The organism is Glutamicibacter sp. AOP12-B1-11 (assembly GCF_052379245.1).
GTDB lineage: Bacteria > Actinomycetota > Actinomycetes > Actinomycetales > Micrococcaceae > Glutamicibacter.
The window spans coordinates 25,862-52,293 of record NZ_JBQSYL010000007.1; the positions used below are offsets into that span (position 1 = coordinate 25,862).

Sequence of the window (26,432 nt, forward strand, 5' to 3'; positions counted from 1 at the left end):
GAAGTTATTTGCTGGAAACCAGCTCGGCTTGCGGGGAACGGACCAGGAACTTGTAGGCCACCGCGAGCAGCACCAGCCAGCCGGCGCCCGCGTAGAGCGCAATGCGGGTCTCGGCGCTCAAGGCCAGCAGCACAACCACGAAGGCCATGAACACCAGCGCGATCCAGGCGCTGGCGGTGCCCCCGGGAACCGCGAATTCGCGGTCCACCACGACGCCGGACTTCTCCTGGCGGCGCATGGCCAGGTAGGAGGCGAGGATCATGATCCACACCCAGACGGTGGCGAAGGTCGCGATCGAGGCGATGATCATGAACAGCGATTCGGGCAGCAGGGCGTTGAGCAGCACGCCGACCAGCAGCACGATGGACATGATCAGCACCGTCATCCACGGCACCCCGTGGCGTGAGATCTTCGCGAAGGAAGCCGGCGCGTGGCCCTCGCGGGACATCGCGAACATCATCCGCCCGGCGCCGAAGGTGTCCGCGTTGATCGCCGACACCGCGGCGGTGATGACAACCGCGTTGAGCACGTGGGCGGCCGCCGGGATGCCCAGCGCGTCGAAGATCTGCACAAACGGCGAGGCCGAACCGTCGATCTGGCGCCAGTCGAAGAGCATCATCACGATCGCCAGCGAGGCCACGTAGAACAGCAGGATGCGCCAGGGCACGGTGTTGATCGCCGCGGGCACCGACTTGCCCGGATCCTCCGCTTCGCCGGCGGTGATGCCGATGGTTTCGATGCCGCCGAAGGCGAACATCACCACGGCGAAGGACAGCAGCAGTCCCATGAAGCCGTTGGGGAACAGCGTGCCGGCGCTCATCAGCGTGGCAAAGCCGGTGGCCGTTTCGGCGTCCGGGGCGTTGAAGCCGAAGAGGATCAGCGCCGCGCCGCCGATGATCATCGCGATGATCGCGGTGACCTTGATGACCGCCAACCAGAATTCGGTTTCGCCGAAGACCTTGACCTTCATCAGGTTGATCGCGGCGATCAGCAGCACCACGGCCAGCACCCAGATCCACTGCGGCACCTGCGGGAACCAGAAGCGCATGTAGATGCCGAAGGCGGTGACGTCGGCGATCGCCACGATCGCCATCTCGAAGGTGAACGTCCACCCGGTGACGAACCCGGCGAAGCGGCCCAGGTAGCGCGAGGCGTAGTGGGCGAAGGATCCGGAGACCGGATGCTTGACGGCCATCTCGCCCATGGCGCGCATGACGATGAAAACCGCCGCGCCGCCGATCATGTAGGCGAAGAGCACGGCCGGGCCGGCTGCCTGGATGGCGGCGGAGGAGCCGTAGAACAATCCGGTGCCGATGGCCGAGCCGAGGGCCATGAAGCGGATGTGGCGGGCCGTGAGCCCGCGGGCGAGGGACGCCTTGATATCGGTCACGATGAAATACTCGGATCTACTTTGAGGTGCATGCGATCTGCGGCCGGAGACTTGAAGGTTCAAGCCAGCCGCTGCCTCAAGCATCTTACGTGCTGCCGGAGGCGCGGCGGGGCGCTTTGTGGCGAAGCTCTAGCGTGAGATAGCTCATCCGCAGGGGGCAGGCACCGGGTGCCCGGTGGCAGAATGGCCCTATGGAACTCGGATTTATCAGGCATGGACAGACCCGCTGGAACCTCGAAGGCCGATTGCAGGGAAGCAGCGATATCGCCTTGAACGACACCGGGCGCGGGCAGGCCCGCGAGGCGGTGGCGGTGCTCGGCGCCGGACGCTGGGACGCGATCGTCTCCTCCCCGCTGAGCCGCGCGCGGGAAACGGCGCAGATTATTGCCGACGGGTTGGGGCTGGAGCTCGGTCCGGCCTACGATCTGCTGATCGAGCGGGACTACGGCGAGGGCGAAGGGGTGCTGGAGACCGAGGCGGCGGAGCGCTGGCCGGGCAAGCTGGGCGGGGGCATCGAAGCGCTGGAATCGGTGGTGGACCGCGGGCTGCGCGCGATCGAGCAGATCGCCGCGGACTACCCGGGGCAGAACGTCGCGGTGGTCTGCCACGGCACGATCATCCGCTACACGCTCTCGCATTTCGCCGGCTACAAATTGGATACCATCCGCAACGGCTCGGTGGCGATCCTCGCCCGCCGCGCCGCGGGCTGGGAGCTGGAACTGGTCAACGACCGGGTGCCGCAGCCTCCGGTCACCGCACCGTAGCTAGCCGCCCACGGTGCGCCGCACGCTGCGCGCAAGCGACGAGTCGGCCTGCCGGTTCTTGACCGTGGCCAACCAGGAACCCAGGCGCAGGTAGGCCGCGGAGCGCACCGGCGCGGCGGAGAGGAACACGTCGTGCAGCGCATCGGGCAGCCGCACCAGGTGCAGCTCGCGGCCCAGGTTGATGCTGCGCTGCGCGACCACCTGCACGTTCAGCGCCACATCTGAGCGGGTGGCCGCGTCACTCCAGCGCGGCAGCAGGTAGTCCCGGGCGCTGAGCATCACCAGCACCGGCTGGCGCAGCTCCAACCCCTTTTTCACCTTCGCCTGGGCGGCGAATACCGCGGAGATGAATCCGGTGCTGAGCGTGAATCCGTTGGCCGGACGCCATTGCAGGTCATAGTCCCATTCGCCCTCGAAGCGGTTTGAGACGGTGCGGGTGTAGAAGCCCGGGTCGATGGTTGGCAGGTTCCGGTGCGGATTGCGCCCGCTGGCCACCGCCAGGAGCTTCGCCAGGGCGGTGCGCCCCAACTCGGAGGCCTGGAATTCCAGCCAGGGGCTGTTCAGCGCCAGCGCGTCCACCTTTGCCGGGTGCGCCGCGGCATACAGGGCGGCGCTCAGCCCGCCGGTGGAATGGGCGAGCATCACGAAGCGGGTTCCCGGGTGGGCGCTGGAGATGATCCGGTGCGCCGCATCGAATTCCTCGAAGTAGTCTTCCAGGTCGGTGATGAACCCCGGGGTGCTGTCCGCGGTGAGGTTGCGCCCGTAGTTGCGCAGATCCAGCGCGTAGAAGTCGGCTCCCGCGGTGCTCAGGAACTGCGCCAGTTCGCGCTGGAAGAAGTAGTCGGACCAGCCGTGCACGTAGAGGATCGCCAGCCCGCGCAAGGGCGGGGCGAATTGCGGCCGCGCGGATTTCGGGCGGTGGCGGATCAGCGTCGCGGTTGACCCGTCGGACAGCGGGAGCGTGCGCCGGGCGAAGCCCTCGCCCAGGAGGTCCGCCTCCCAGCGGCCGGCGGCGGGGGAACGAAATTGGAAGGCCATGGAAACATCCTACGGGGCACGAAAAACGGCATCCCCCGGATGAGCTGGTTACCATCCGATGAATGCCGTTATTCGTGGCCGTACATTGGTAGTGCTCAGTCCGCTTGCGACGTGGGTCGCCTAGGTGCAGGAAACTTCTTGACGATTCACAGCAACAAGATGAACAACAATGCTGAGACTGCTGAAGCAACCACACAAGCCACCCAAGAGTAGAAAAATCCCGAGTAGCAAACAGTCATGACAACAAATCCGGTGGACCATGATGCGGCTTCTCGAAGAGGCTTGTTGCCTAGAAGTTTCGACTTGAGTACAGCTTCAATGATTCCGGCGACAATCGCAGTCGCAATCAACGTGCCCATCGCCCAGTAAACGAACCAACCAGCAATATCTTGACGAACTTGTTCCATTCCAAAAATCAAAATTGAACTTCCGATGCCCGCCGAAAGCGGAAGCGAGATGAACACCAAGACTGCAAAGAGAACCAGTATCACCCAGAAAATCGCGATGGCCTTGTTCAAAGGTTTATCGTCGTCGGTAGTTTCAGCCACAAATTCTCCATACCATTTAAAACGTCTAACTTACCATCTGGCTGGTATCAACTCGATGATGATGTTCATGATGACCCACGCCGCGTCCTTCGCAAGGTCATAAGGAATTCCAGCTGCTTGGAACGCGATGATCAACTCATTTTCGGATTTCAATTCCGCTTTGCGAACGAGAAGCGCCAGAGGTCGAGCGGTCAATGCCTAGCATGGCGTGGCAACTACGGGGCACGAAAAACGGCATCCCCCGGATGGGCTGGTTACCATCCGATGAATGCCGCAATTCGTGGCCGTACCGCTTCGCTTGTTGAGTTCAGGCGCGTGCAGCCGAGTTGGTGTCCTGGACTAGCCCGCCATCTCGTAGGCCGGAGCCGGGGTGTCCAGGTAGCGCAGGTAGGCGTTCTTGGTCAGGAAGGTCGGGAAATCGTCGCGCAGCGCGCTGGCCTCGAAGATCTCCACCGCCTGCTCGAAGCGGTCCCCCTCGAAGCGCTCGATCCGCTCCATGGTTTCTTCGGCCAGATCCTGCACCCAGCGGCGGGTGATGATCTCGCCCTCGTCGGTGATGGCCGACTGGTGGATCCACTGCCACAGCTGGGAGCGGGAGATCTCCGCGGTGGCCGCATCCTCCATCAGGTTGCGCAGCGCCACCGCGCCGTTGCCGCGCAGCCAGGACTCGATGTAGCGGATGGCGATCTCGATGTTCTCGCGGATCCCGCGCTCGGTGATCCGGCCCTCCAGGCCTGCCACGTTCAGCAGCTCGCTTTCGGAAACTTCCACGTCCTCGCGGGTCCGAGAGATCTGGTTCGCGTTGGCGCCCAAAACCTCGTCGTACACCTCGCGGGCCACCGGCACCAGGTCCGGGTGGGCCACCCAGGAGCCGTCGAAGCCGTCGTTGGCCTCGCGGGACTTGTCCTCGGAGACCTTCGCGAAGGCGAGCTGGTTGATGGAGGCGTCCTTGCGGCTAGGCACGAAGGCGCTCATTCCGCCGATGGCGCTGGCGCCGCGGCGGTGGCAGGCACGGACCAGCTGCTCGGTGTAGGCGCGCATGAACGGGCTGGTCATGGTCACCAGGTCCCGGTCCGGGAAGACGAAGCGCGGGCCGCGGGAACGGAAGTTCTTGATGATCGAGAAGATGTAGTCCCAGCGTCCGGCGTTCAGCCCGGCCGAGTGCTCGCGCAGCTCGTAGAGGATCTCCTCCATCTCGAAGGCCGCGGTGATGGTCTCGATGAGCACCGTGGCGCGGATGGTGCCGCGATCGATGCCCAGCAGCTGTTGGGCCAGCAGGAACACGTCGTTCCACAGCCGCGCTTCCAGGTGGTTCTCCAGCTTCGGCAGGTAGTAGTAGGCGCCGCGGCCCGAATCGATCAGCCGCTGGGCGTTGTGGAAGAAGTGCAGGCCGAAGTCGACAAAGGCGCCGGCGATCGGCGTCCCGTCGATCAGCAGGTGCTTCTCCGGCAGGTGCAGCCCACGCGGGCGGACCACGATGGTTGGCAGCTGCGACAGCTCGTAGCTGTGCAGCTTGTAGTCCCGGCCGTCCGGGGCGGTGAAGTCGAGCTCGCCGTCCAGCACGCGCAGCAGGTTCACCTGGTTCTTGATCACGTTCTGCCAGGTCGGTGAGCAGGCGTCCTCCATGTCGGCCAGCCACACGTTCGCGCCGGAGTTCAACGCGTTGATCGCCATCTTGCGCTCGATCGGTCCGGTGATCTCCACCCGGCGGTCCTCCAGGCCCGGAGCGATCGGGGCCACCTGCCAGCTTGAATCCTCGCGGATGTGGCGGGTTTCCTCCAGGAACTTCGGGTCCTTGCCATTGGCGATGCGCGCCCGATTCAGCTGGCGGCGCTGCATCAGCTCGGCGCGGCGGCCTTCGAACGCCTGGTGCAGGGCGGCGATGAATTCAAGGGCTTGTGCGGTGAGGATCTGCTCCTGGTAGCGCACTGGGGTAGCGGTGATCTGGATCGGGTTCAGGGAGGTGGGGGTTGGCATGATCTTTTCCTTAAAAGTTTGAGGGCGGTGGGGCCGGCGTCGTTGCCGGCCCCACCGTCCGGACCGCTGGGGTCCGAGTTAGTGGAACTGGCCTTCTTCGGTGGAGCCGACCAGAGCGAGGGTGGAGGCATTGGGGTTCAATGCCGTGGCGATCGCGTCGAAGTAGCCGGTGCCTACTTCGCGCTGGTGCTTGGTTGCGGTGTAGCCGCGGGACTCGGAGGCGAATTCGCGCTCCTGCAGTTCGACATAGGCGCTCATGCCTTCGCGGGCATAGCCCTCGGCCAGGTCGAACATCGAGTGGTTCAGCGCGTGGAAGCCGGCCAGCGTGATGAACTGGAAGCTGAAGCCCATCGCGCCGAGTTCGCGCTGGAACTTGGCGATCGTCGCATCGTCCAGGTGCTTCTTCCAGTTGAAGGAAGGCGAGCAGTTGTAGGAGAGCATCTGATCCGGGAAGTCGGCCTTGACCGATTCGGCGAACTTGCGGGCCATTTCCAGGTCCGGGGTTCCGGTTTCCATCCAGATGAGGTCAGAGTACGGAGCGTAGGCCTTGGCGCGGGCGATGCATGGTTCGATGCCGTTGCGGACCTTATAGAAGCCCTCCGCGGTGCGCTCGCCGGTGATGAACTGCGCATCGCGTTCGTCGACATCCGAGGTGATCAGGGTTGCCGCCTCGGCGTCGGTGCGGGCGATGACCACCGAGGGAGTGCCCGCCACGTCGGCCGCCAGGCGGGCCGCATTCAGCGTGCGGACGTGCTGCTGGGTAGGGATCAGCACCTTGCCGCCGAGGTGGCCGCACTTCTTTTCCGAAGCCAGCTGGTCTTCCCAGTGGACTCCCGAGGCACCGGCGGTGATCATCGACTTCATCAGCTCGTAGGCGTTCAGCGGGCCGCCGAATCCTGCCTCGGCATCTGCGACGATCGGGACCATCCAGTCCTCGACGCTTTGGATGCCCTCGGAGAATTCGATCTCATCTGCACGGAGCAACGCGTTGTTGATGCGGCGTACGACCTGCGGAACCGAGTTGGCCGGGTAGAGCGACTGGTCCGGGTAGGTCTGGCCGGAAATGTTTGCATCCGCGGCGACCTGCCAACCGGAGAGGTAGATGGCCCGCAGGCCGGCCTTGACCTGCTGGACCGCCTGGTTGCCGGTCAACGCACCCAGTGCGTTGGTGTAGCCGCCGGTCGGGGTTTCTTCGGTCAGCTGCTTCCACAGCTTCTCGGAGCCACGCTTGGCCAGGGTGTGCTCTTCCTGAACCCGGCCCTGCAGTTTCACGACGTCGGCTGCGCTGTAGTCGCGGGTGGTCCCGTTCCAGCGTGGGTTGTTCGCCCAATCGTTTTCGATAGTTGCGATGCGGTTGTCGATCGAATTCTGCTCGGTCATTGTTCTGGCCCCTTCGCCCACATGTTGGTGTTCGCCCGAATCGGAGAGATGCGGTGAACTTCTTCGTGACACTTACTTTTCCGTAGATGCAAGGGGGCGAATAGGGGTATTCGAGGGAAAGATTCGCGGTTCTTCGAGAAAGCTGAAAAAAGTAGGTTTCTTCGCATGAATAAGTGAAAAATGGCAGAAATGGTTGATTTGGAGACTTCGTAATCTGAAGAAGTGTTTTTCTTGAGGAATGAGGTGGTGGCGGTTTGGGGTTTTTGGGCGCGTCAAAGGCAGCTAAGCCAGATGTGTGCGATCTATGGCGGTTACGGCAGGTCTAGCGAAACGACGGCCATGAATCCGCGCCCGGAGATCGTCGGTTCGGCCGCATCACCGCCGATGACGGTATCGCGCAGTTCGAGCTTGCGCTCTTCGCCGTGCAGCGTCAGGACGCCGTTGCCCTGCAGCATGATGCCCAGCTGGCCATCGAAGAGGTACTGCTCGCGCTTCTTGGAAAGCTCAACGATGCGCACCGTGCCGCGTACCCGCTCGGGCCGGGTGAGCAGATGCAGAACCAGCAGCTCCTGTGCGGGCTGGCTGGTGGAGACCGGAAGCGTTGCCTCGATTTTCAGCGGGCGCAGCGGTTCCAGGCCTTGCGCCTGCCCGTCGACGTCGAGCTGGAGAAAATCTCCGGCTAGCAGGGTGAGCACCTGCGAGGTCCCCGCGTTGTGGAAGGACCCGGCCTTTTCGATCGAGCGAATCGAAAGTTGCCAGCTGCCCGAATCTTGGGATGCCGCGGTGAGCTGCCCGCCGTCGGTCAATTCACCGGCGCAGATCTGGCGGATCTGGCCCAGCTCCCACTGCTTCTTGCTGCTCTGGGCAAGCGGGGTGATGGAACCTGGCAGGAATTGCTGGGGAGCTTCACTCATGGTTCGAGTTTACTTCTCCAAGAGGGTCATCAGCTCATCGACCACCCGCGCGGTGCTCTGCGTGGCATCGATGACGGGCCAGCCGTGGGTTGCCGCAAGCCGCAGATACTCTGCCCGGCTGGCATGCAAGAAGGCGTAGGTTTCCGAATCCTCGCCGCGCGCAAGGATGCGAGCATGAGCGGTGCGCACGTCGACGTCGAGGACGACCACCTGCGCCCGCTGCACGCTGTTCCGGGCCAGCCAAGTCAGGAAGCGTCCGTGCGGCAACTGGCGGATGCTGCGCAGCGCAAGCTGGCAAAAGAGGTGGCGGTCCATCACGGTCACGCCCGGGAACAGCACGGCTCGCCTAGCGTTCAAGGCGATGTTGCCGGTGCGGATCATCGTCTCCATCGCGTCCTGAAGGGCTATTGGCATAGTGAGCCCGAGCTTTTGTTCCGCACGCGTCAGCCAGCGGCGCCCGGCAGGGTTTGCCAGGCTTTGGGCAGCTTGGCCACGGAGCTCCAAGCTGCGCACCAGTTCGCGGATGGTGGTGGTTTTCCCCGCACCGTCCATGCCCAGAATAATCAGGGCCTGGCAGGAATCCTCGGCGGGGGCTCGAACGGCAGGCGTGATGGGTCTAATGGCAATGGAGGCGATCTTGCGGCTCCCTTTGAATATTGGTGGATGGACAGTGTGCTCGAAACGTATAACGAGTGGCAACGCCGTGGTGATACCAATTTCTGGCTGAAAATTCGATGTGAATCTCATGAAGGCTGCTTGTGCGGGACGCGGTTCAACGGCGGTAACCGGAGTGGCCATCCCAGGCAAGGGCGAAAACAGAACTCAGCGGTGAAAGCGAAGAAGCCGAAAACTTTGGCGCGTAAGCTAACGAAACGACGTTATCGACGCGATTTTTACCGAATTTCTAGAAAAATTACCTGTTCTTCGCTTAGGCTATGAATGTGACTGCACCCACATGGAATCGAAGCTCATCGCAAGAACCGGAAACCGATCAGGGAATTGACGCCGCCCTGGACACGCTCGCGCTCGGCCGGCGGATCCGCCACCTGCGCAAATCCCAGGGGTTGACCCTGGACGACGTTTCAACCTTGGTCGATACGGCGCCGAGCCAGCTGTCGCTGATCGAAAACGGCAAACGCGAACCGAAGCTTTCCCTGCTGAAGTCTCTGGCCAGGGCGTTGCAGGTAGGTGTTGATGATCTACTAGGTGCGGAGCCTCCCACTCGTCGCGCGGCGCTGGAAATCGATTTGGAACGGGCCCAACGCGGCCCGCTCTACGAGGCATTGGGTCTGCCCACGGTGCGGGTCGGCACGCGGTTGCCGATGGACGTGCTGGAATCCCTGGTCGGCCTGCAGCATGAATTGGAGCGCCGGCTCAACGAACAGGCGGCAACTCCCGAGGAAGCTCGTCGAGCCAACACGGCATTGCGCCAAGAGATGCGCCAACGCAACAACTACTACAAGGAAATCGAGCAGGAAGCGGCCAAGGTGCTCGCGGCGGTAGGCCACGACGAAGGCCCGCTCTCGCACCATCGCGCGGCGGATATCGCCGAGCATCTCGGCTTCAGCCTCCGGTTCGTGGGAAATCTCCCGCACTCGACCCGTTCGGTCACGGATCTGAAGAACAAAAGGATCTATCTGACCCAGACCAGCCGCTCCGAGCATGATCCGCGCTCGGTGCTATTGCAGGCGCTGGGCCACTACCTGCTCGGGCATGAGGCACCCACAAGCTATGCGGACTTCCTGGACCAGCGCGTCGCCACAAACTATTTCGCCGCGGCGCTGATGATGCCGGAGAAATCCACCACGGCATTCCTGCGCCGGGCCAAGGCCAACCGGGAACTGGCCATTGAGGATCTGCGTGATGCCTTTGCGGTTTCCTACGAAACCGCGGCGCACCGGTTCACCAATCTCGCCACCGAGCATCTGGGCATGACCTGCCACTTCCAGAAGGTCCACGAATCGGGCATCCTGCACAAGGCCTACGAGAATGACCGGGTGAATTTTCCTGCCGACCATACCGGCGCCATCGAAGGGCAGAGCATCTGCCGCTACTGGACCAGCCGCGTGGTCTTTGACCAGCTGGATAAGTTCCGCTCCTTCGAGCAGTACACGGACACGGTCAACGGGACCTATTGGTGCACCGCGCGGACCGAGCGGCACTCCTCGGGATTGTATTCACTGTCCATAGGCGTTCCCTTTGAGCATGTGAAATGGTTCCGCGGCCGCGACACCAAGGAGCGTTGCCAGTCGACCTGTCCAGATGAAAATTGCTGCAGGCGTCCACCGGCCGAGCTGTCCAGCGAGTGGTTCGGCAACGCATGGCCTTCGACGCGCGCCAACACCCACCTCTTGGCCGCCATGCCAACCGGGGCCTTCCCCGGCGTGGATGAGACCGAGGTCTACCGCTTTTTGCAGCAGCAGAGATAGCCAATAAGTGGCGATGAATCGAAGCGATTTGTTCTTGCCGGTGCGTCGGATCGAGGCAAGCGAGCCGAATGCCGAGTTGCCCGCGCACTGGCCTATGGTGATGCCGCCGGTACGCCAACTTCTGCTCGAAGGCCTGGACCTGGGAGCGGTGACCGTAATGGTGGGGGAGAACGGGGTCGGCAAGTCAACGCTGCTCGAAGCTCTGGCCATCGCGTACGGGTTGAACGCCGAGGGCGGATCCACCGGCGCCATGCATGCCACCCGGGCCTCTGAATCCACCCTCTCGCAGCTGCTGAAACTTCACCGTGGTGCTGCCGCCTCACGCAAGGGGTTCTTTCTGCGTGCCGAAACCATGCACTCTTTCTACACGTACTTGGAGGAATCGAGAGTGGGATCGGCGTTGCATGAGCGCAGCCATGGCGAATCTTTCTTGGACCTCATCGAGGAACGGATCCGGCTCAAAGGGCTGTGGGTCCTCGACGAGCCCGAGTCGGCGCTGTCCCTAACCGGCAGCGTGCAGTTGATCGAGCGGCTGCGCGGGATCGTGGAGCGCGGCTCGCAGGTGCTCATCTCCACCCATTCCCCGGTACTGGCCGCCTTCCCCGGAGCACGAATACTGGAGGTCGGTTCCTGGGGGTTCCGCGAGCGCGAATACGACCACTTGGAACTGGTCAGAAACTGGCGGGAATTCTTCACCGATCCGGACGCTTTCCTCGGCTCGCCGGAGACGGAGTAACCGCGCAGAATTGCTGCACCGATGATGGTGAAACAGATGGTGATCACCGCCGGGGGCTTGGTGATCCAGGGACCGAAACGACTGGGGGTTCTGGCCTTGCCCGAAGGTACACGCAGTCATTCGGATACCGTCTGTTTTTGTGTTGCGATGTGCCAGACATCAGTTCAGGTGCCTTCGAATGAATTTCTCGGTGGCTTCGGTCAATTGTGCGCCATCCTCGGCGACGCTGCGACCGGAACGGGCAACCTTGAATGAATGGTCACCGCCCTCGAACCAGATAAGTTCGCAGTCGGCGTTCAACCCTGCGACTACGCGAGAGATGATTGCCGGGTTCGCGAAGGGATCACGGGTTCCTTCGAGGAAAAGCATCGGTGTGCTCAGCGGGTAGAGATGCTCGTCGCGAAGCTTTTCTTCCTTCTTGGGTGCATGCAAGGGATACCCAAGAAAAATGAGCGCTTCGGTGGGCATGTCCTCGGCAACCGCCAGAGACGCCATTCGCCCGCCGAAGGATTTCCCGGCGGTAAAAACGGGTAGGTCGCCTGTCAGGTGGGTGCCGGCCCATTCTCGGACGTGTTTCCACACCGCTAGGGCAACGGGAGCCTTATTAGGAAACTTCTTCCCGGCGTCCATATAGGGGAAGTTAAAACGCAATACCGATACTCCACGCTGAGCCATTGCTTGGGAAAACCCCGACATGAAGTCGTGGTCTTTGCCCGCTCCAGATCCATGAGCCAGAATCAGAAAAGCGCTGGGATGCTCCGCGTGGTCAACGATGGCGGTGAGGGTTCCGCTTTCCCATGGGATTCTCATTTCCTGGTCCATGCCTTCAAGGCTAAGTCTTGTTGTTCGGTTCCACGAACCGGGTGTTCACCACTTTGGCTCGTATGCGCGGGCCGGGGCCCGTCACTGACCAAACGCCTACTGGGTCCACTCTGATTTGTGTTCGGTACTCGTTTCCTCAGTTCCCTGCACCTTGACGGTGAGAGTTTCCACCTGCTCCGGTCCGTGGGCTTTGCTGTTGATTTTGAGCATCATGTTGCCCGAAACGAAGTCGACGCCGGGTATCGAATCGGTATCGTAGGTGTTCCCCTGCCAGATCCCCGGGGCGAGGGTGACGACTAGCTCGCCAATTGCCGGGGAAGAGACCGAATCGATGTAGGCGTGGGGATCGGTGGGAATGCAGTCGCGATAGGTTTCGATCTTCTTGATGTTCGCCGAGCAGAATGACTCGTAGGTATCATTCATTGCTTCGAGCCACTGCACGTACTTTTCCTCGGCCCAAGCCTCCCGGTCAGCCGGGTCCGCTCCGGTGCGGGCACGCGAGAAGGTGCCCGAATGCTGCTTGTTCTCCGTGGCAAAGGTGACCGATTCGAGCTCCGGGGATTTTTTGCCGATGCTTTCGAACATGATCCGCCCCATAAATCGCAGTTCGTCCGTGGAGACTTCATGGCTTTCGGCCGATCCGTCCTGATTAAAACGGTATGAGTTGTCCAGATGAATGGACAGATGCCCGGGCTTGGGTGAATCCCACGAATTCATGAGCTTGTAGGCACCGAGAAAACCCTTGACCGACTTGATGCCGGAGTTATCCAACCAGGCCTGGATCTTGGAATCGGCCCAGTCCTGTCCGCTAGCGTCTATGCCGCGCGCAGGATCATAGTCTTGCGTCGCTGAGGATTCGGCCGCAGCGGGGCTCGGGCTTGGCGAAGGTGATGACGTCGTGGCCGAAGCCGGAACACCTGCAGTTTCGCCGGGCGGTGGGGTTGCTTGAACCGAGCAACCGGTCAGCGCCAAGGCGGCTAGCGCCGCGGTGAAAACTACGCGCAAGCGCATGAGAACCTCCGGAGACTCGAGTAAATATCAGTCTATCGAAGCAAATTCGCTCAGCAAGTTTCGGTAGTGCGTGTGACTTAGTGTGGGTCGGAAAGGCAGAAGGTAATGCCGAAGGGATCGCGCAGTACGCTCCACCCAAAGCTAGGATCCTCGGTGTGTTCTTCAACCAAGACCGCGCCAGCGGCCACAAAGCCGGCCACGGATTGTTCGCGGTCGCCGTCGGCCTCTAGATCGAGATGCACTCGATTCTTATCAGCGGAGACCGACCCAACCTTCTGGAATCCAAGCCTGGCGCTGAAGCCCGGGGCGGTAAGCATGGTGAACCCCGGGTACTGCCCGGCGTATTCGGCTCCGAGACGTTCCCGCCACCACTCGGCGGCAGCCACTTCGTCTAGGGCATCGAGGGTGATCATGGCGATGTTTGGCATGAGCTCAACCTACCGCGAGCCGGCAGTGGTTTCTAGACTTAAACGAAAAGCAGACCCAACAGATCGCGATGATCTGTTGGGTCTGGCTTTCATGGGGTCTTAGCTGCCGAAGTAGTCCATAACCGGTGCAGCCGGTTCCGCGGCTACGGCCGGAACCTGCTTGGCAACCGAGAGCTGGCCTCCGGCGAAGTCCACCTCGATGGTGTCTCCGGCGGCGACTTCGTCGCCGATCAATAGATCGGCAATGGCGTCTTGCACCTTGCGCTGCACCAGGCGGCGCAACGGGCGGGCACCAAACTCCGGGTCATAGCCCTCGGCTGCCAACCAGGTGATCGCGGCGTCGGTGACGTGGAGCTTGAGTTCCTGCCCCGCCAGGTGCTTGCGAGTCTCATCGAGTACCAGCTTGACGATCTGGGCGATCTCGGATTCGCTGAGCTTGCCGAAGAGCAGTACCTCGTCGAGCCGGTTCAGGAACTCGGGACGCATGAACTCGCGTACCTTGCCCATTACCTTGGCTCGAATTTCGGCCTTCTCGCTGCCGGCATTGATCGAGGTGAAGCCGAAGTTGCCGGCCTTGCTGGCGAGGTGTTCGCCGCCGAGGTTACTGGTCATCAGGATCAGTGTGTTGGAGAAGTCCACGGTGCGTCCGGCGGTATCCGTCAGCCGACCGTCATCCAGTACCTGCAACAGCACGTTGAACACGTCCGGGTGGGCCTTCTCGATCTCGTCGAGCAGGATCACCGAATACGGGTTGCGGCGGACCTTTTCGGTGAGCTGCCCGGGTTCGTCGTGGCCGACGTATCCCGGAGGGGCTCCGATGAGCCGCGAAACCGTGTGCTTCTCTCCGTACTCGCTCATGTCGATGCGCACCAGCGACTCGGAGGAGCCAAAGAGGTTGTTGGCCAGGGCCTTGGCCAGCTCGGTCTTGCCCACACCGGTGGGACCGAGGAACAGGAAGGAACCGATCGGACGCTGTGCCGGGGCCAACCCGGTACGGCTACGGCGTACCGCGCGGGATACCGCGGCCACCGCGTCATGCTGGCCGATGACCGAAGCGTGCAGCTGCTCCTCAAGGGAGGCCAAGCGGGTCTTGTCGTCCCCGTTGATCCGCGAGGTCGGGATGCCGGTAGACCGGGAGATCACCTCGGAAATCTGGGCCTCATCGACGATGCGGGTAACCCCGGAGTCTCCCGCCTGCTCGGCAGCGGCGATGCGTTCGGTAAGTGTTGCGATGTGGTCGCGCCACGCACCGGCATCTTCGAAGCGTTCCTCGCCGACGGCTCGGGCCTTATCGCGATCTGCTTCCACCAGTTCGTTGCGCAGCGCCTGCACGTCTTCGGTACCGCCTGCGGCGATTGACCTGCGGGCACCGGCGATATCGAGCAGGTCGATGGCCTTGTCCGGCAGGCGCCGGTCGGTCAAATAGCGTGCGGACAGCGAGACCGCGGCCTTCAATGCTTCCGGGGTGTACTGCACCTGGTGGTGGTCTTCGTAGGATTCGCGCAACCCGTCGAGGATTGCCAGCGCAACTTCCTGAGAGGGTTCTCCCACTGTGACCTTGCCGAATCGGCGGGCCAGGGCGGAGTCCTTCTCTACCTTGCGGAATTCATCCAGGGTGGTGGCGCCGATCAGGTGCAGCTCGCCGCGGGCCAGGCGTGGCTTGAGGATATTCGCGGCGTCCATATTTCCGGACTCGCCGGAACCTGCACCGACCAAGAGGTGCATTTCATCGATGAATATCAGTGTTTGGCCCTCGGCGTCGGCTACCTCTTCGAGCAGGCCGGTCAGCCGCTGTTCGAAGTCACCGCGGTACCGGGTGCCGGAGAGCATGCCGGGCAGGTCGATGGAGATCAGCTGGACGCCACGGATCTGCTCCGGGACTTCATCGGCAACGATGGCACGGGCGAGCCCCTCGGCGATGGCGGTTTTGCCGACGCCTGCCTCGCCGATGAGCACCGGGTTGTTCTTGGTTCGACGGGCCAGGATCTCAATGGTCTGGGCCAATTCGTCCTCGCGGCCGATGACCGGGTCGATCTGGCCGTCGGAGGCCAGCGCCGTCAGGTCGGTACCGTAGCGTTCCAGCATAGAGACGTCTTGCTCTTCGCCGGACTCTGCCTCTCCCGTCTGGGCGCGCTGGGCCTGCTCCATGGCTGCCTGTTGCAGGGACTGGCCGGTGATACCGTGCTGCGCGAGTAGCACGCCCACAGGAGATTCGGGGGAGAAGACAAAGGCGAGGAACAGGTGTTCCGGGTCGATGTAAGTCGAACCGTAATTTCGAGCGACCTGATAGGCATCGAAAAGGCTGCGCTGGGCGGCGGAGGAGAGGCGCGAGGGCTTCTCGGTGGCTTCTTCCCGACGTGGCAAGCGTTCGATGGCGTCTTTGGCCAGGGCTTCCAGATCAACGCCCATGGCGCTCAAGTGCTGGCCAGCGGGTTCGGTGCGAAGCAGCGCGACCAGCAGGTGCAGTGCGTCGATTTCTGCATGACCGTTTTCATGTGCGAAGGCAGCCGCGATGGACACTGCTTCGTGGGTGCGCTGCGAGAGCAGGCGGGTAATGTCGATGGGTCGCGCGGCTTGGGTGCGCGAGGAAAGGAACCGGGAGAGGAATTCCTCGAACGAGCCATCTGACGAGGAGCCGAAAAATGCTGGCAAGTGAGCCTCCTAATAGAAACTTGAGTGGTCTATGCTCATGTTCAACGTAATACGAGCGAATCTATTCCCGCAATGTCGGTCAAGGCAACAATAAGAGGCCGAGTTCACAACTCTAGGCTTGGCGGGAGATCTCAACGAGTCCTAGCCTGGCTGCGGCCACAAGTGCCTGCACACGGTCGCGTACTTCGAGCTTCATGAAGATTTTCGCCATATGGGTTTTCACCGTCGCCTCGGAGATCACGAGCTGTCGGCTAATTTCCGTATTATTGAATCCCTTTGCCAAAAGATCCAATATCTGCATTTCGCGATTAGTTAGTCCGAGATCTTCGATAAGTCCTGCAATGTCGTGCGATTTACTATAGACGTTTTTTACAGCGGAGATTAGATCAGAAGAAACCGACGGGGAGATAGCCGCCGAACCTTGGTGAACGGCATGGACTGCCGCGATGATTTCGGCCGGTTCCGTGTCCTTCACGAGGTAGCCGCTGGCTCCGGCCATGAGGACCGGAACTAGATAGTCATCAGACGAAAAGGCCGTAATTGCAAGGACTGCTGGGCTGTTTTGGGCGGCCTTGATAATTTTGGTCGCTTCAATCCCGTCCATAATTGGCATTTGCAAATCCATAAGAACAACGTCTACATCATTTGTTTCACAATAATTAACCGCACCTTCACCATTTTCTTGAGTATTAACGGTCACAATTCGACGATCAGTTGCTAGGATCGTGCTAAGCGCATGCCGAATCAGCGGCTCGTCATCGACGATGAGCACCTTAATCTGTTCCATTGGAGTCCTTTGAACGGTGGTTGGCACAAGAACCAACCTGGCATGAATCGAAGTATATAAGTTCAAGAGTTTGGGGTTTGAAATGAAAGCTTTAAAGATCTTGGCGGTGGCCGCGCTGGCGGCAACTCCGTTGGCGTTTGCCGCGCCTGCTATGGCGGCACCAGTGGCAGAGCCTACCTATTCTTCATCGGGCGTTGCGAATCCTGCCGGTTGGGGCACTGACTTCTCTAAATGGGTGTGCGAGAATTACGGCTACGCTTGCGGTTAGCGGCATATTTGACTTTACCCGCAACCAGGTAAAGTATTCCGCATATGAGACTGCGAATAAAAACCGCCCTGACTAAGCTTTTTGCTGGTCGGGGCGTTGTCGTCTGGACGGGTATTCTCGCCTTTGTCGCCATTACAGCGACTGAGGGATACACCTTGCTTCAGGACGGGATTGATAATTCGTCCTCGAGCGTTATTCGCGGGGTGGCCGTTGGGTTGCTGCTGTCCGCCTCGTTGGCGATCGGAATGCGATGGGTTGCCACCTCGCTCGGCATGTATCTAGCCACGCTCTTTTTCTTCTTCTGGGATGGCGGCCTCTTGCTATGGCTGGTCTTCTCGCTCGTTATCTTCAGTGTTCTCGCGGCGACGGTTGCATCTTCACTGGTGCGTAACTGGTATCTGGTGATGCTATTCGTGTGGATGGGGCAATACGGAGTTAGGGCAGGCAAGGACGCCATCTTGCTGGTGATTTTCGTTCCGCTTGCCCTGTTGGCCTATATCCTGGCCCGCAGCATTTTCAACTTGCGCGAACGAAATCTAAATGCGATTCGGCAGATGCAGGAGAACAGCGAGCAGAGCAGGATTGCCGTTGAGCGCGAACGCAAGAATATTGCGCGCGATCTGCACGATATCGTCGCGCACGATATTACCGTTGTGGCCATGCAGTCCAAAGCTGCAAAGTTCGCCAATAATGGGGAAGCGGCCATCGAGGCAATCGACATCATCGCAAAGCTCAGTACCGAAACATTGCATGATTTGCGCCTGATGCTAAACGTCTTGCGGACCGACGGAACGATGAGTGGCTCGCCTGGGTCCGGTGTCGACAAGCCGGCGGCGACAACTGTTTATGCGGTCCAGGGCGTGGAGATCTTCTCTCAACGATTGCATGAGTCTGGATTTGAAGTGACATCTCACACGGGCGAGAACATTTCGGCGCTCCCGAGATCTGCGCAGACCGCGCTATATCGGGTTATGCAGGAAGCGACGACCAATATCATCAAACATGGTCGTCGGGGAGGAGCCTGCACCATGTGTTTGGAGATCGTAGGGCCGAATGCTGTTCTTGAAATGACTAATCAGATGCCGAATTCGCATTCCACGAGAGAGGAGCTCTCCGGCGGTGGAATCGGGCTGATCGGTATGAAGGATCGCATGAATGCCTTCGGTGGGCGGTTCAGCACTAGCGTTGTGAACGATCAGTGGATACTTAGTGCCAGCATCCCCTTCTGAGCCCTACCCTCCTACTTAAGTATGATTTCGGAATTCTTGTAATCGCGATAAGTTATATACGTATCGGTGAAGACCGATCACCGCAGGGAAATTGGTGATGTTTTGCGAGTGGCATCATCAAGGGTTCCGCAGTGATTAAAAGGTACGTTGCGTCATGGATGAACTGATCTTTCTTCGGCGTTGTGCCCCCATCGCACGCCTGAGTTCGTTAGTGGCGCGACGTACCTTTTATAATCACCTTCAGCCTCAGAGCGCTGTAAACCACTCCCCGATTTCGGGATGACCCCATCGAGCTTTCTTGCTAAGCCTCTTGAATCCTATTGTCATTCGAGAGTGGGCATCACATGTCGGTTCAGGCTGAAAACCAGCCCCGCGAATCGCTGAGCATTGGGTCGGAAGCGGCGGATCAACTGTTTTTCGAAGCCTGCAACGCAAACACCTTCAGCGATGAACCGGTTTCGGATGAAGTGCTTGAAGCTACTTACGAGACCATGAAAATGGGGCCAACTCTCATGGATAACCAGCCGATGCGCATCGCCTAGGTGAAGAGTGCGGACGCTCGCCAAGAGATCTCTGAGACTATGGCGGGAACCAATAAGCAAAAGGCACTGAATGCGCCGGTCTTTGCGATCCTTCCTGTCGAAACCGAGTGGCACGAAGGGTTCGCGTCTTTCTTCCCTCACGCCCCAGAATGCAAGGCGATGCTTGGTGATCAGGGCATGCGCGCAGCTGTGGGCAGCCATTGTGCATGATTGCGGGCAGGGTATTTCATCACGGCAGTTCAGGCCGTCGGCTTTGCAGCAGGCCCAATGGCCGGGTTCGACAACTCTGTCGTTGACGCAATCGTAAACACCGATGGTCGAAACAAGTCATTCTTTGTAGTGAACGTGGGAAAGCCTGGCGCGGATGCGTGGTTCGGACGCATTCCACGCCACGCGGCTGAATTCGCTACGGACAGCATCTAGGCTTCGCAGTGCTTAGACACCGGAGGGGTGGGAAACGCATCGCGTTTCTCACCCCTCCGGTGTTTTGGCCCAGTTACTCAGTCATGCCGACAGGGTCGTTCTCCAGCAGGTGATCCGACACCTTGGATAGCGCACGTTCCAATGCCGCGCGCAGGATCACTGGGACGGTGATTTCTTCCTCAAGTTTCAGCATTCCTTCGCGTTCAAAGGTCCGCAAGATCGCTTCAACCCGTGGGACGGACTCTTCGAGGCTCGTGATGAGGTGATGCTGTTCAACAGGCAGATCGTCTTCGGAAGGGATCTGCAGAGCGAATTCTGTGCGTGGTGGCTTCGAGGAGGCCGCATGGGTCAATAGCCCAGCAACCATCTCGGCAACCTGTGCCTGTCCGGGAATTTGCAAGGTGGTGATCAGCACATGCGAATAGATGATCTCTGCGATGAGTTCCTTGACCAGACGAGCACCCGGTCCGCTGGAGGCTAGCAGGGCCTCTCGCAGTGATTCGGTAGGGACCGCATTCGGCGCGCTGTAGCGAAGCATCGCGGTGCCGATCAAGGCATCCCAGTAGGCCGCGAGTCGGGGGATGGAGGCAAGATCCGAAACAACTGTGCCGTCTTCGGGTTCCCAGGCATTGGTGCCTTGGGCGGCGGGTTCATCGACGGAGACTAAGAGTCCCAGCGCACCGGCGGCTTCCTGGAGCGTCTGTCCGCTGATCATTCCGGAGGGGTCGCTTGGCTTGCCGTCTCCAACCCACTCGATCAGCTCACGTGCCGCGAAAACGAATGGCATCGCCTCCAGGGCTGCGTTAGCTTCCTCGTCATCCATGAAGGGGACCACGATCGGCGAATCACCGGCCATGCGGGAGAGGAATTCAAAGGTCTCCTTGAATTCCTCGACGCTACCGCCGAAGTTCGCGGTGGTGCCCAAGAAGGTCAGGTAATGCTTGAAGATCGCCGCGCTCGCTTCGGAGACCTCTTTGCCCAGTGAGGAAAGGTGGCCTAGCTGTTCACCGAGAACGGTGGGGTCCAGTGTGGTCACGTCGACTTTATTGCGCAACTGCGCGTGCGCGATCAGCAGGGTAGTCAAACCCTCCAGGCCGGCGCGAGTTTCGCTGGCCGGCTGGTCTTCTTCTTGGAAGTGGCGGAACAGCTGCGACTTGAAGGGCTGCAGAGCCTGGCGAACCTCGGATTCGAAGGGGGCACTGCTCCCTCCCGGACGTCGAGCTGGGTGACCTGAGGAGGCCTTCTTCTTGGCGGGCTTACGTGATGCCATGATCTACTGCTGTTCCTTCGCTATGCGGGAAAAGGTCGTTACTTCCAGTCTACGCAGGGCGCTCCGCCCGGCGAGGCCGGACGATCCTTGGGAGAACCAGCTCTGGGGGATACCGCAGAGATAGCCTAAAAGCTACGAATTTTATACGGGAAGCATGCTGAGTTGCCGCAGAAAATGCAGATCACTTAGTTGTGTGGTTGCGGTCACCGTTGAATCCTCAGTGCCCGTTGATTTTCCTTTCTGTTCGCGCGAGAGTGAAGGTATATGGCTCCGCATGCGGGCCTCAAAAGTCGTTCTAGGAGAGTAGCCCATGGCGGTAACACCAGCACCGGATCATGTTGTTATTGTTGGCGCCGGATTCGTTGGACTGTCGACGGCTTGGTACCTGCAAGAGGCCGGCGTCAAAGTAACCGTGGTTGATCGTGGCGGTGTAGCGTCCGGGTCTTCGTGGGGTAACGCTGGATGGCTGACCCCAGCACTGACCTTGCCGATCGCCGAACCGTCGATCTTCTCCAGTGGTCTGAAAATGATGTTCGACCCGGCTTCTCCGCTGTACATCCCGCTGAAGGCCGACGCAAAGCTCTTGCGCTTCCTGCTCGGTTTCACTTGGCATTCCACTCCCAAGAAGTGGGAGCAGGCCATGCGCGTCTTCTCCGAGATTGGCACCAACGGCCTGGACTCCTTTGACGAGATCGCAGAGGCCACCACGGCCGGAGCGGGCGTAGCCGAAAAGACCAAGCCCGCGGATCCATTCCTCGCCGGATTCACGTCCGTTAAAGACAGGGAAGGGTTGCTGCACGAATTTGAGATGATCCACAAGACCGGCGGCAAGGTCGAATTCGACCTGTTGAGTGGTGACGAACTGCGCACCATCGAACCGACGCTGTCCAACAGCGTCGCGGCTGGTATTGCCATCAAGAACCAGCGTTATATTAACCCGCCTAAGTTCATGGATTCGCTGGCGGAATCCGTGATCGCCCGTGGCGGCGACATCATCGGTTCCTTCAACGTCACCGACGTGCGCGATAACGGTGCATCGGTCACCGTGGTTGGTTCGGAGGGGCGTGCGATCACCGCGGATCACGTAGTAATGGCCACTGGCGCGTGGATGACAGATCTGGCCAAGAAGTTTGGCGTCAACGTGGTGGTTCAGGCGGGACGCGGTTATTCTTTCACCGTAGAGCCTGAAGACATGCCAACTCACCCAATTTATTTCCCGGCCCAGCGCGTGGCCTGCACCCCCTTGGGAGATCGCTTCCGCATTGCCGGGACCATGGAATTCCGGGACGTGAACCACAAACTCGAGCCGAAGCGCATCGAGGCCATCGTCGCCGCTGCCGCACCGGTATACCAGGGAATCAATTGGGAGAATCGCAAGGAAGAGTGGGTGGGCGGACGCCCATGCACCGCGGACGGGCTACCTCTGGTCGGCCAAACCGAATCTTCGCGTATCTCGGTCGGAGGCGGTCATGGCATGTGGGGCGTCGCCCTTGGCCCGTTGACCGGCAAAATTCTTGCCGCGCAGATTACCGGCCAGACGGTGCCTAGCTTGGCACGTCACTTCAATCCGTTGCGCAAGGGGTTCTAAACCAGGGCGCATAGGTGCAAATGCTGGGCTCGGCTAATCATTCAACTGACATTTGCCGAGCCTTGTGTTTGTCCTCTCGCCTACAGCGAGGCGGGAATCGAGGCCGTGAGGGCCGGACAGGCAGTTACTCGTGGCGAGTGGAGTCGCCGGCAAGAATTGATTTGTAGCCTTCGCGGTAGCTAGGGAATCGGGGGATGAATCCAGAAGCGAGCAAACGGGCGTTGTTCAGCCTGCGGTCCGCAGACCGACGAGAAGCGTGGCTTTCTGCTTCGATCTCGGGAGATTTTTCTTCGAGCTCTTCGGCGAGGAAGCGGTATACGTCAGCAAGCTGTGCCGGTTCGCTGTCGGTGGCTATATAAAGGCTCTCGGCTCTATTTCCGAGTGCGGCGACGTGGACGATCGCCGCGGCGAGATCATCTCGGTGGATTCTGTTGGTCCAATGAGAGGTTCGGGGAAGTCGTGCGGTCCCGTTGCGCACCAGATCGATCAGTCGCGTGCGTCCCGGTCCATAGATTCCTGAAGCTCGGAGAATCGTTAGCGGCAGACCACTATCGGCCAGCAATAGCTCGGTTTCGGCCAGGATCTGCGATGTGGGGCGAGTCGGGGCTAGCGGTGATGATTCGTTGGCCCATTGGCCTTCCGTACCGCCGGTGACCGCGGAAGAAGAGACGTAGATAAGTCGTTGTAGGCCGGGGCATGAGGTGACCAGCGTCTCGACGAGGCGACGCGCTACTTGCAGATAGCCCCGGTCGTATCCGTCGACATCTCGGGTGGCGGGAACCGGAGTCAAAAGTACGATGTCGGTTTCCGGATCTATCTTCGGCCAGGCTTCTGGTTCGAGAAGGTCTACGCTGTGTCCGGTGAAAGAGGGCGGAAGTTTGCCGCCGTTTCGGCGCCATGCGGTGACCTGGTGGCCCGCGGCCAGGAAGCGTAAGCCTGCTTCGGTGGCGACATCTCCGCAGCTGATCAACAGTATCTTCATTCGGCGCCTCTTCTGTTGGTCGGATGGCACCATTAGTGGAGCCCTGCTACTAACCCTAGGGCTTGCAAGGCGGGTTATGTGCTTGATGAAGAGGCGCGTGGTCCGCGGTTGCGGATAAATCGATAAAATAGACTGGTTGTGTGCCTTGGGTCGCGGTCTTGTTGACGGCGGAGTGCGGGTCGCAGGGGCATTCGCGTTGGATTGACCCATATTGATCACCATAGAAGGGTGCAAGAAGATTCGGTCTTCAATTTTTCGTAAGGTACATCCAGGCACTGCAGTCCTTGAGATTCTGCTGGTCGCGGCTTTGATTAGTGTTCTCGTGGCTATCGAACCAACCGGTTGGGATCTGTCGGTGTATCGTGAAGGCGCACTGACGCTGTTGCGTGAGCCCGAAGCTCTCTACGGTCCATTCGTCGGTCCAGCGAATGCGCCGGGTTTGCCATTTACCTACCCCACATTTGCGGCTATTTTGTTTCTGCCCATGGCGTTTTTCCCTTACTGGGTTTCGGTCTCGCTCACCATGGCCGCCTCGATCATTCTGACCTACCTTGTCGCAAAAGATCTCTCTGCCCGGGTTGTGCAGAAATGGCCGACCTTGGCTCCTGTTATCACGCCATTAACATTGACGTGCCTGATGCTGATGTCCGCTCCCTTCCGGGACACGGTGTGGTTTGGCCAGATCAACATCTTGATACTTGGCGCCTGTTATCTGACCTTCGTGCGCTACAAGTCATTGATGCCGTTCGTGATTGCGGTGGGTATCTGCGCCGGCATTAAGCTCACCCCTATTGCACTACTGATTCTGCCTTTCGCAATGCGCAAGTGGCGTGCGGTGCTGGTCGGGGTAGCAACATTTATTGGTACCCAGGTTGTTGGCTTGCTTTTTCAAACGCAGAACACCTTGGACTACTGGCTAGACGTGGTGCAGGATCCATCGCGTGTGGGCAATGTGGGCTACATCGACAATGTCTCGCTTCAGGGAATGCTTGAGCGACTCAATGCTCCGTCCTTGGTATGGCTCGTGCTGGCCCTGGGTGTGGGCCTTTCCTTCGTCATTTTGCTCTGGAAGTTGCATGAGAAGGTGGATCGGGTGGTCCTGCTCGGTGTGGCGTCGGCCTGTCCGTTGCTCGTCTCTCCGGTGAGCTGGTCCCACCACTGGGTGTGGTTGCCGGTGATGACGTTCGCCTGGACCGTCTTGGCCCTGCGCTTCGCCCCGGTGCTGCGTCGCACGATGCTGATTTCCTTGGTGCTGTGCTACGTCGTGTTGTCGATTGGGGCCAAGAAGATCGTGGCGTTCGCTGGATATTTCCCGGATGGGGAATTGCCAGTTTGGTGCTACATACTTCCCGCGGTGCCCGTGCTGGTGCAACTCTTGTGTCTTGCTATTTCCTTGGTAAGCACGCGGCAAGCCAGCAAAGCGGAGCCCGCCAGTCTGCTTTCCTGAGCCGGGTAACTAGGGGTCGGCAAGCGCTGTACAATTCTTAGTATTCGAAAGTTTGTTCTAGCTAAGGGTGGTGTCTAGGTGAGCGATGCTGACTCGGTGATGCCCCCGGGGGCAACCCAAGGTCCGGTGCAGGCGGTCTCCGCCATGGGCTTCCCCTCGCCTGCGCGAGATTATTTTGACGGCGGGCTCGACCTGAACAGGTTGCTCGTCCATGACCGGGTTGCCACCTTCATCATGCGGGTAGCTGGCCACTCGATGCATTCGGCCGGAATCTACGACGGCGACGAAATTATCGTGGACCGCTCGCTGAGCGTGAAACACGGATCGGTGGTTGTGGTGAGCCTGAATGGGCAGATGCTGGTGCGGCGCTGGCAAGTTGACGGAGCGCATGTTAGCTTGCTCAGCGACGAGTCGCCGCTACCGGTAGTGCTCACGGAGGGCGATGAAGTTGAAGTCTTTGGCGTGATCACTAGGTGCCTGCACCATGTCCGCTGAGCCGGGAGCTTCTGAGCAGAGTGACCACGTGGCGCTGGTGGACGTGAACAACTTCTATGTCTCGTGCGAGCGCGCCTTCGACCACTCGCTGCGGAACCGACCGGTGGTCGTCCTATCAAACAATGACGGGTGCGTGGTAGCTCGGTCGCAAGAGGCCAAGGACCTGGGGATAGCCACCGGTGAACCGTTCTTCAAAGTGCGTCGCTATATGCAAAGCCATAACCTCGCGGTTCGCTCTAGCAACTATGAACTTTACGGCGACATGTCTGCTCGCGTCATGGAACTGCTTGGCCGCTTCGGCACCTGGCATGAGGTGTATTCCATCGACGAGTCATTTGTCGGATTGAATGGAACCCTTGAACAGGTGCGGAGCACCGCCGCGCAGATCCGTGCGGCAATCGACCAGTCGATCGGCGTGCCGGTGTGCGTCGGCGTCGCTGCAACGAAGACACTTGCAAAATTCGCAAACCATATTGCCAAGCACAATCCACATATGCGCGGGTTGTGCATCGAAGGGCTGATGGAACCGGACCAAGTGGACAAGATCATGTCGCAGGTTCCCGCGACCGACGTCTGGGGTGTGGGGAAGAAATCCGGCGAGAAGTTGACCGGCATGGGAATCCAAAGCATCGCCCAGCTGCGCGCCGCTGATCCGCAAGTGATTCGCAAGAAGTTTTCGGTGGTGCTCCAACGCACCGTGCTGGAACTGAACGGGCAGCGCTGTATCGGGCCGATCGAAGAGCGATCGGACAAGGGCCAGGTGATGTTCACTCGTTCCTTCTCCACACCGGTTCGCACGCGCGAAGCGATGGCGGATGTCATGTCGATCTACGCGCAGAAGGCGGCAAGCCGCTTGGCACGCGAAGGACGCTATGCCAGCCTGCTGACAGTCACCGCCGGAACCAGTAGATTTGCGAACTCGGCGGCCTCGTTTCCCACCGCTCAGGTACGGCTGGCCCGGCCCACCAGAGACCCGATCACGCTGACCCGAATCGCGGTCGATGCGATGAGTGAGCTGATGGCACCCGGGATCGACTATGTACGTGGGGGAGTCATCCTCTCGGGGCTCAGCGACCACCCGGGGGCGGAAGAACTCGATTTGGGACTGCTCGATTCGCACAGTGCGCAGGAGTCCGAGAAGATCAACGTGAGCGACGTGGTGCAGCAGGTATCCCAACGCTTCGGGGCCAAGGCCATCGGTTTAGGACGGGCCGGTATTGCCAAGGATCCCGAATGGTCGATGAAGCGCGAACATATGTCACAGCGCTACACCACCGACTGGGACGAGCTGCTCATCGTGCAAGCGTGAAGT

General features: G+C 60.2%; 23 protein-coding genes. 9 read left to right on the forward strand and 14 right to left on the reverse strand.

All coding sequences use genetic code 11. The features are described from left to right. Positions 1-4: 4 nt before the first annotated feature. On the reverse strand, positions 5-1,333 hold the full coding sequence (locus ACT3UQ_RS05515; protein WP_258134013.1) for an amino acid permease: 1,329 nt from the start codon (positions 1,331-1,333) through the stop codon (positions 5-7). Positions 1,334-1,581: 248 nt separating this feature from the next. Between ACT3UQ_RS05515 and ACT3UQ_RS05520 the strand changes: the two genes are divergently transcribed. Then, positions 1,582-2,154, forward strand: coding sequence for a histidine phosphatase family protein (locus tag ACT3UQ_RS05520; RefSeq protein ID WP_105569736.1), 573 nt, complete (start codon positions 1,582-1,584; stop codon positions 2,152-2,154). Here ACT3UQ_RS05520 and ACT3UQ_RS05525 read toward each other — a convergent pair whose 3' ends face one another. The 6 genes from ACT3UQ_RS05525 to ACT3UQ_RS05550 all read right to left on the reverse strand — a co-directional run bounded on the left by ACT3UQ_RS05525 (position 2,155) and on the right by ACT3UQ_RS05550 (position 8,563). Further along, entirely contained in the window at positions 2,155-3,192 is a 1,038-nt protein-coding gene (locus ACT3UQ_RS05525) for an alpha/beta hydrolase (RefSeq protein ID WP_096285567.1), read from the reverse strand. It lies immediately after the preceding gene. Positions 3,193-3,338: 146 nt separating this feature from the next. Further along, a complete protein-coding gene (locus tag ACT3UQ_RS05530) occupies positions 3,339-3,740 on the reverse strand; it encodes a hypothetical protein (RefSeq protein ID WP_105650125.1) in 402 nt (133 codons plus the stop codon). Positions 3,741-4,079: 339 nt separating this feature from the next. Further along, entirely contained in the window at positions 4,080-5,717 is a 1,638-nt protein-coding gene (aceB, locus tag ACT3UQ_RS05535) for a malate synthase A (RefSeq protein ID WP_105569733.1), read from the reverse strand. Between the two features lie 78 nt (positions 5,718-5,795). Further along, positions 5,796-7,097: an isocitrate lyase gene (gene aceA, locus ACT3UQ_RS05540; RefSeq protein ID WP_105569732.1), complete on the reverse strand. Its 1,302-nt coding sequence runs from the start codon at positions 7,095-7,097 to the stop codon at positions 5,796-5,798. Positions 7,098-7,408: 311 nt separating this feature from the next. Then, positions 7,409-8,011, reverse strand: coding sequence for a HutD family protein (locus tag ACT3UQ_RS05545; RefSeq protein ID WP_105569731.1), 603 nt, complete (start codon positions 8,009-8,011; stop codon positions 7,409-7,411). A gap of 9 nt (positions 8,012-8,020) precedes the next feature. Continuing rightward, positions 8,021-8,563: a thymidylate kinase gene (locus ACT3UQ_RS05550; protein WP_444636636.1), complete on the reverse strand. Its 543-nt coding sequence runs from the start codon at positions 8,561-8,563 to the stop codon at positions 8,021-8,023. A gap of 389 nt (positions 8,564-8,952) precedes the next feature. On the opposite strand from ACT3UQ_RS05550, the gene ACT3UQ_RS05555 reads away from it, so the two are divergent. Together ACT3UQ_RS05555 and ACT3UQ_RS05560 are read left to right on the forward strand one after the other, a co-directional pair. After that, the gene (locus ACT3UQ_RS05555) at positions 8,953-10,440 is read left to right on the forward strand and encodes a helix-turn-helix domain-containing protein (protein ID WP_374954790.1); all 1,488 of its coding nucleotides are present in this window, start codon (positions 8,953-8,955) and stop codon (positions 10,438-10,440) included. A 13-nt stretch (positions 10,441-10,453) separates the two neighbouring features. Continuing rightward, the gene (locus tag ACT3UQ_RS05560) at positions 10,454-11,176 is read left to right on the forward strand and encodes an AAA family ATPase (protein WP_105553486.1); all 723 of its coding nucleotides are present in this window, start codon (positions 10,454-10,456) and stop codon (positions 11,174-11,176) included. A gap of 159 nt (positions 11,177-11,335) precedes the next feature. Here ACT3UQ_RS05560 and ACT3UQ_RS05565 read toward each other — a convergent pair whose 3' ends face one another. From ACT3UQ_RS05565 to ACT3UQ_RS05585, 5 genes are all read right to left on the reverse strand, one after another. Then, entirely contained in the window at positions 11,336-11,986 is a 651-nt protein-coding gene (locus ACT3UQ_RS05565; protein WP_258133567.1) for an alpha/beta hydrolase family protein, read from the reverse strand. Positions 11,987-12,094: 108 nt separating this feature from the next. Further along, entirely contained in the window at positions 12,095-13,009 is a 915-nt protein-coding gene (locus ACT3UQ_RS05570) for a hypothetical protein (protein ID WP_105553484.1), read from the reverse strand. 77 nt (positions 13,010-13,086) lie between these two features. Then, positions 13,087-13,437, reverse strand: a complete 351-nt coding sequence (locus tag ACT3UQ_RS05575) for a VOC family protein (protein ID WP_105553483.1) — start codon at positions 13,435-13,437, stop codon at positions 13,087-13,089. Positions 13,438-13,536: 99 nt separating this feature from the next. Then, positions 13,537-16,089 carry an ATP-dependent Clp protease ATP-binding subunit gene (locus ACT3UQ_RS05580; RefSeq protein ID WP_105553482.1) on the reverse strand — a complete coding sequence of 851 codons (2,553 nt, stop codon included), beginning with the start codon at positions 16,087-16,089 and terminating at the stop codon, positions 13,537-13,539. Positions 16,090-16,201: 112 nt separating this feature from the next. Continuing rightward, a complete protein-coding gene (locus ACT3UQ_RS05585) occupies positions 16,202-16,876 on the reverse strand; it encodes a response regulator (protein ID WP_105553481.1) in 675 nt (224 codons plus the stop codon). A 312-nt stretch (positions 16,877-17,188) separates the two neighbouring features. Between ACT3UQ_RS05585 and ACT3UQ_RS05590 the strand changes: the two genes are divergently transcribed. After that, positions 17,189-18,373 carry a histidine kinase gene (locus tag ACT3UQ_RS05590; RefSeq protein WP_105553480.1) on the forward strand — a complete coding sequence of 395 codons (1,185 nt, stop codon included), beginning with the start codon at positions 17,189-17,191 and terminating at the stop codon, positions 18,371-18,373. A 344-nt stretch (positions 18,374-18,717) separates the two neighbouring features. Then, positions 18,718-18,915: a hypothetical protein gene (locus ACT3UQ_RS05595; protein ID WP_444636637.1), complete on the forward strand. Its 198-nt coding sequence runs from the start codon at positions 18,718-18,720 to the stop codon at positions 18,913-18,915. Between the two features lie 496 nt (positions 18,916-19,411). Here ACT3UQ_RS05595 and ACT3UQ_RS05600 read toward each other — a convergent pair whose 3' ends face one another. Next, on the reverse strand, positions 19,412-20,608 hold the full coding sequence (locus tag ACT3UQ_RS05600) for a hypothetical protein (RefSeq protein WP_096285540.1): 1,197 nt from the start codon (positions 20,606-20,608) through the stop codon (positions 19,412-19,414). A 310-nt stretch (positions 20,609-20,918) separates the two neighbouring features. On the opposite strand from ACT3UQ_RS05600, the gene ACT3UQ_RS05605 reads away from it, so the two are divergent. Then, a complete protein-coding gene (locus ACT3UQ_RS05605; RefSeq protein WP_096285538.1) occupies positions 20,919-22,196 on the forward strand; it encodes an NAD(P)/FAD-dependent oxidoreductase in 1,278 nt (425 codons plus the stop codon). 124 nt (positions 22,197-22,320) lie between these two features. On the opposite strand, the gene ACT3UQ_RS05610 is transcribed toward ACT3UQ_RS05605, so the two are convergent. Continuing rightward, complete coding sequence (locus ACT3UQ_RS05610) at positions 22,321-23,178, reverse strand: NAD(P)H-binding protein (protein WP_096285536.1); 858 nt, start codon at positions 23,176-23,178, stop codon at positions 22,321-22,323. Positions 23,179-23,500: 322 nt separating this feature from the next. On the opposite strand from ACT3UQ_RS05610, the gene ACT3UQ_RS05615 reads away from it, so the two are divergent. From ACT3UQ_RS05615 to ACT3UQ_RS05625, 3 genes are all read left to right on the forward strand, one after another. Beyond that, on the forward strand, positions 23,501-24,625 hold the full coding sequence (locus ACT3UQ_RS05615; RefSeq protein WP_444636639.1) for a glycosyltransferase 87 family protein: 1,125 nt from the start codon (positions 23,501-23,503) through the stop codon (positions 24,623-24,625). Between the two features lie 78 nt (positions 24,626-24,703). Continuing rightward, a complete protein-coding gene (locus ACT3UQ_RS05620) occupies positions 24,704-25,120 on the forward strand; it encodes a LexA family protein (protein ID WP_096285532.1) in 417 nt (138 codons plus the stop codon). Continuing rightward, a complete protein-coding gene (locus ACT3UQ_RS05625; protein WP_096285530.1) occupies positions 25,110-26,429 on the forward strand; it encodes a Y-family DNA polymerase in 1,320 nt (439 codons plus the stop codon). Before ACT3UQ_RS05620 ends, ACT3UQ_RS05625 begins: the two co-directional genes overlap by 11 nt. The last annotated feature ends 3 nt before the right edge of the window (positions 26,430-26,432 follow it).

Excerpts from the sequence above, each read along its gene's own strand:
- ACT3UQ_RS05570 (WP_105553484.1), bottom strand. The coding sequence starts at position 13,009 with ATGCGCTTGCGCGTAGTTTTCACCGCGGCGCTAGCCGCCTTGGCGCTG.
- ACT3UQ_RS05625 (WP_096285530.1), top strand. The coding sequence starts at position 25,110 with ATGTCCGCTGAGCCGGGAGCTTCTGAGCAGAGTGACCACGTGGCGCTG.
- ACT3UQ_RS05590 (WP_105553480.1), top strand. The coding sequence starts at position 17,189 with ATGAGACTGCGAATAAAAACCGCCCTGACTAAGCTTTTTGCTGGTCGG.
- ACT3UQ_RS05525 (WP_096285567.1), bottom strand. The coding sequence starts at position 3,192 with ATGGCCTTCCAATTTCGTTCCCCCGCCGCCGGCCGCTGGGAGGCGGAC.
- ACT3UQ_RS05595 (WP_444636637.1), top strand. The coding sequence starts at position 18,718 with ATGTCGGTTCAGGCTGAAAACCAGCCCCGCGAATCGCTGAGCATTGGG.
- ACT3UQ_RS05515 (WP_258134013.1), bottom strand. The coding sequence starts at position 1,333 with ATGGCCCTCGGCTCGGCCATCGGCACCGGATTGTTCTACGGCTCCTCC.
- ACT3UQ_RS05545 (WP_105569731.1), bottom strand. The coding sequence starts at position 8,011 with ATGAGTGAAGCTCCCCAGCAATTCCTGCCAGGTTCCATCACCCCGCTT.
- ACT3UQ_RS05605 (WP_096285538.1), top strand. The coding sequence starts at position 20,919 with ATGGCGGTAACACCAGCACCGGATCATGTTGTTATTGTTGGCGCCGGA.
- ACT3UQ_RS05575 (WP_105553483.1), bottom strand. The coding sequence starts at position 13,437 with ATGCCAAACATCGCCATGATCACCCTCGATGCCCTAGACGAAGTGGCT.
- ACT3UQ_RS05600 (WP_096285540.1), bottom strand. The coding sequence starts at position 20,608 with ATGGCATCACGTAAGCCCGCCAAGAAGAAGGCCTCCTCAGGTCACCCA.
- ACT3UQ_RS05565 (WP_258133567.1), bottom strand. The coding sequence starts at position 11,986 with ATGAGAATCCCATGGGAAAGCGGAACCCTCACCGCCATCGTTGACCAC.
- ACT3UQ_RS05550 (WP_444636636.1), bottom strand. The coding sequence starts at position 8,563 with ATGGACGGTGCGGGGAAAACCACCACCATCCGCGAACTGGTGCGCAGC.
- ACT3UQ_RS05560 (WP_105553486.1), top strand. The coding sequence starts at position 10,454 with ATGAATCGAAGCGATTTGTTCTTGCCGGTGCGTCGGATCGAGGCAAGC.
- ACT3UQ_RS05585 (WP_105553481.1), bottom strand. The coding sequence starts at position 16,876 with ATGGAACAGATTAAGGTGCTCATCGTCGATGACGAGCCGCTGATTCGG.
- ACT3UQ_RS05610 (WP_096285536.1), bottom strand. The coding sequence starts at position 23,178 with ATGAAGATACTGTTGATCAGCTGCGGAGATGTCGCCACCGAAGCAGGC.
- aceB (WP_105569733.1), bottom strand. The coding sequence starts at position 5,717 with ATGCCAACCCCCACCTCCCTGAACCCGATCCAGATCACCGCTACCCCA.
- ACT3UQ_RS05520 (WP_105569736.1), top strand. The coding sequence starts at position 1,582 with ATGGAACTCGGATTTATCAGGCATGGACAGACCCGCTGGAACCTCGAA.
- aceA (WP_105569732.1), bottom strand. The coding sequence starts at position 7,097 with ATGACCGAGCAGAATTCGATCGACAACCGCATCGCAACTATCGAAAAC.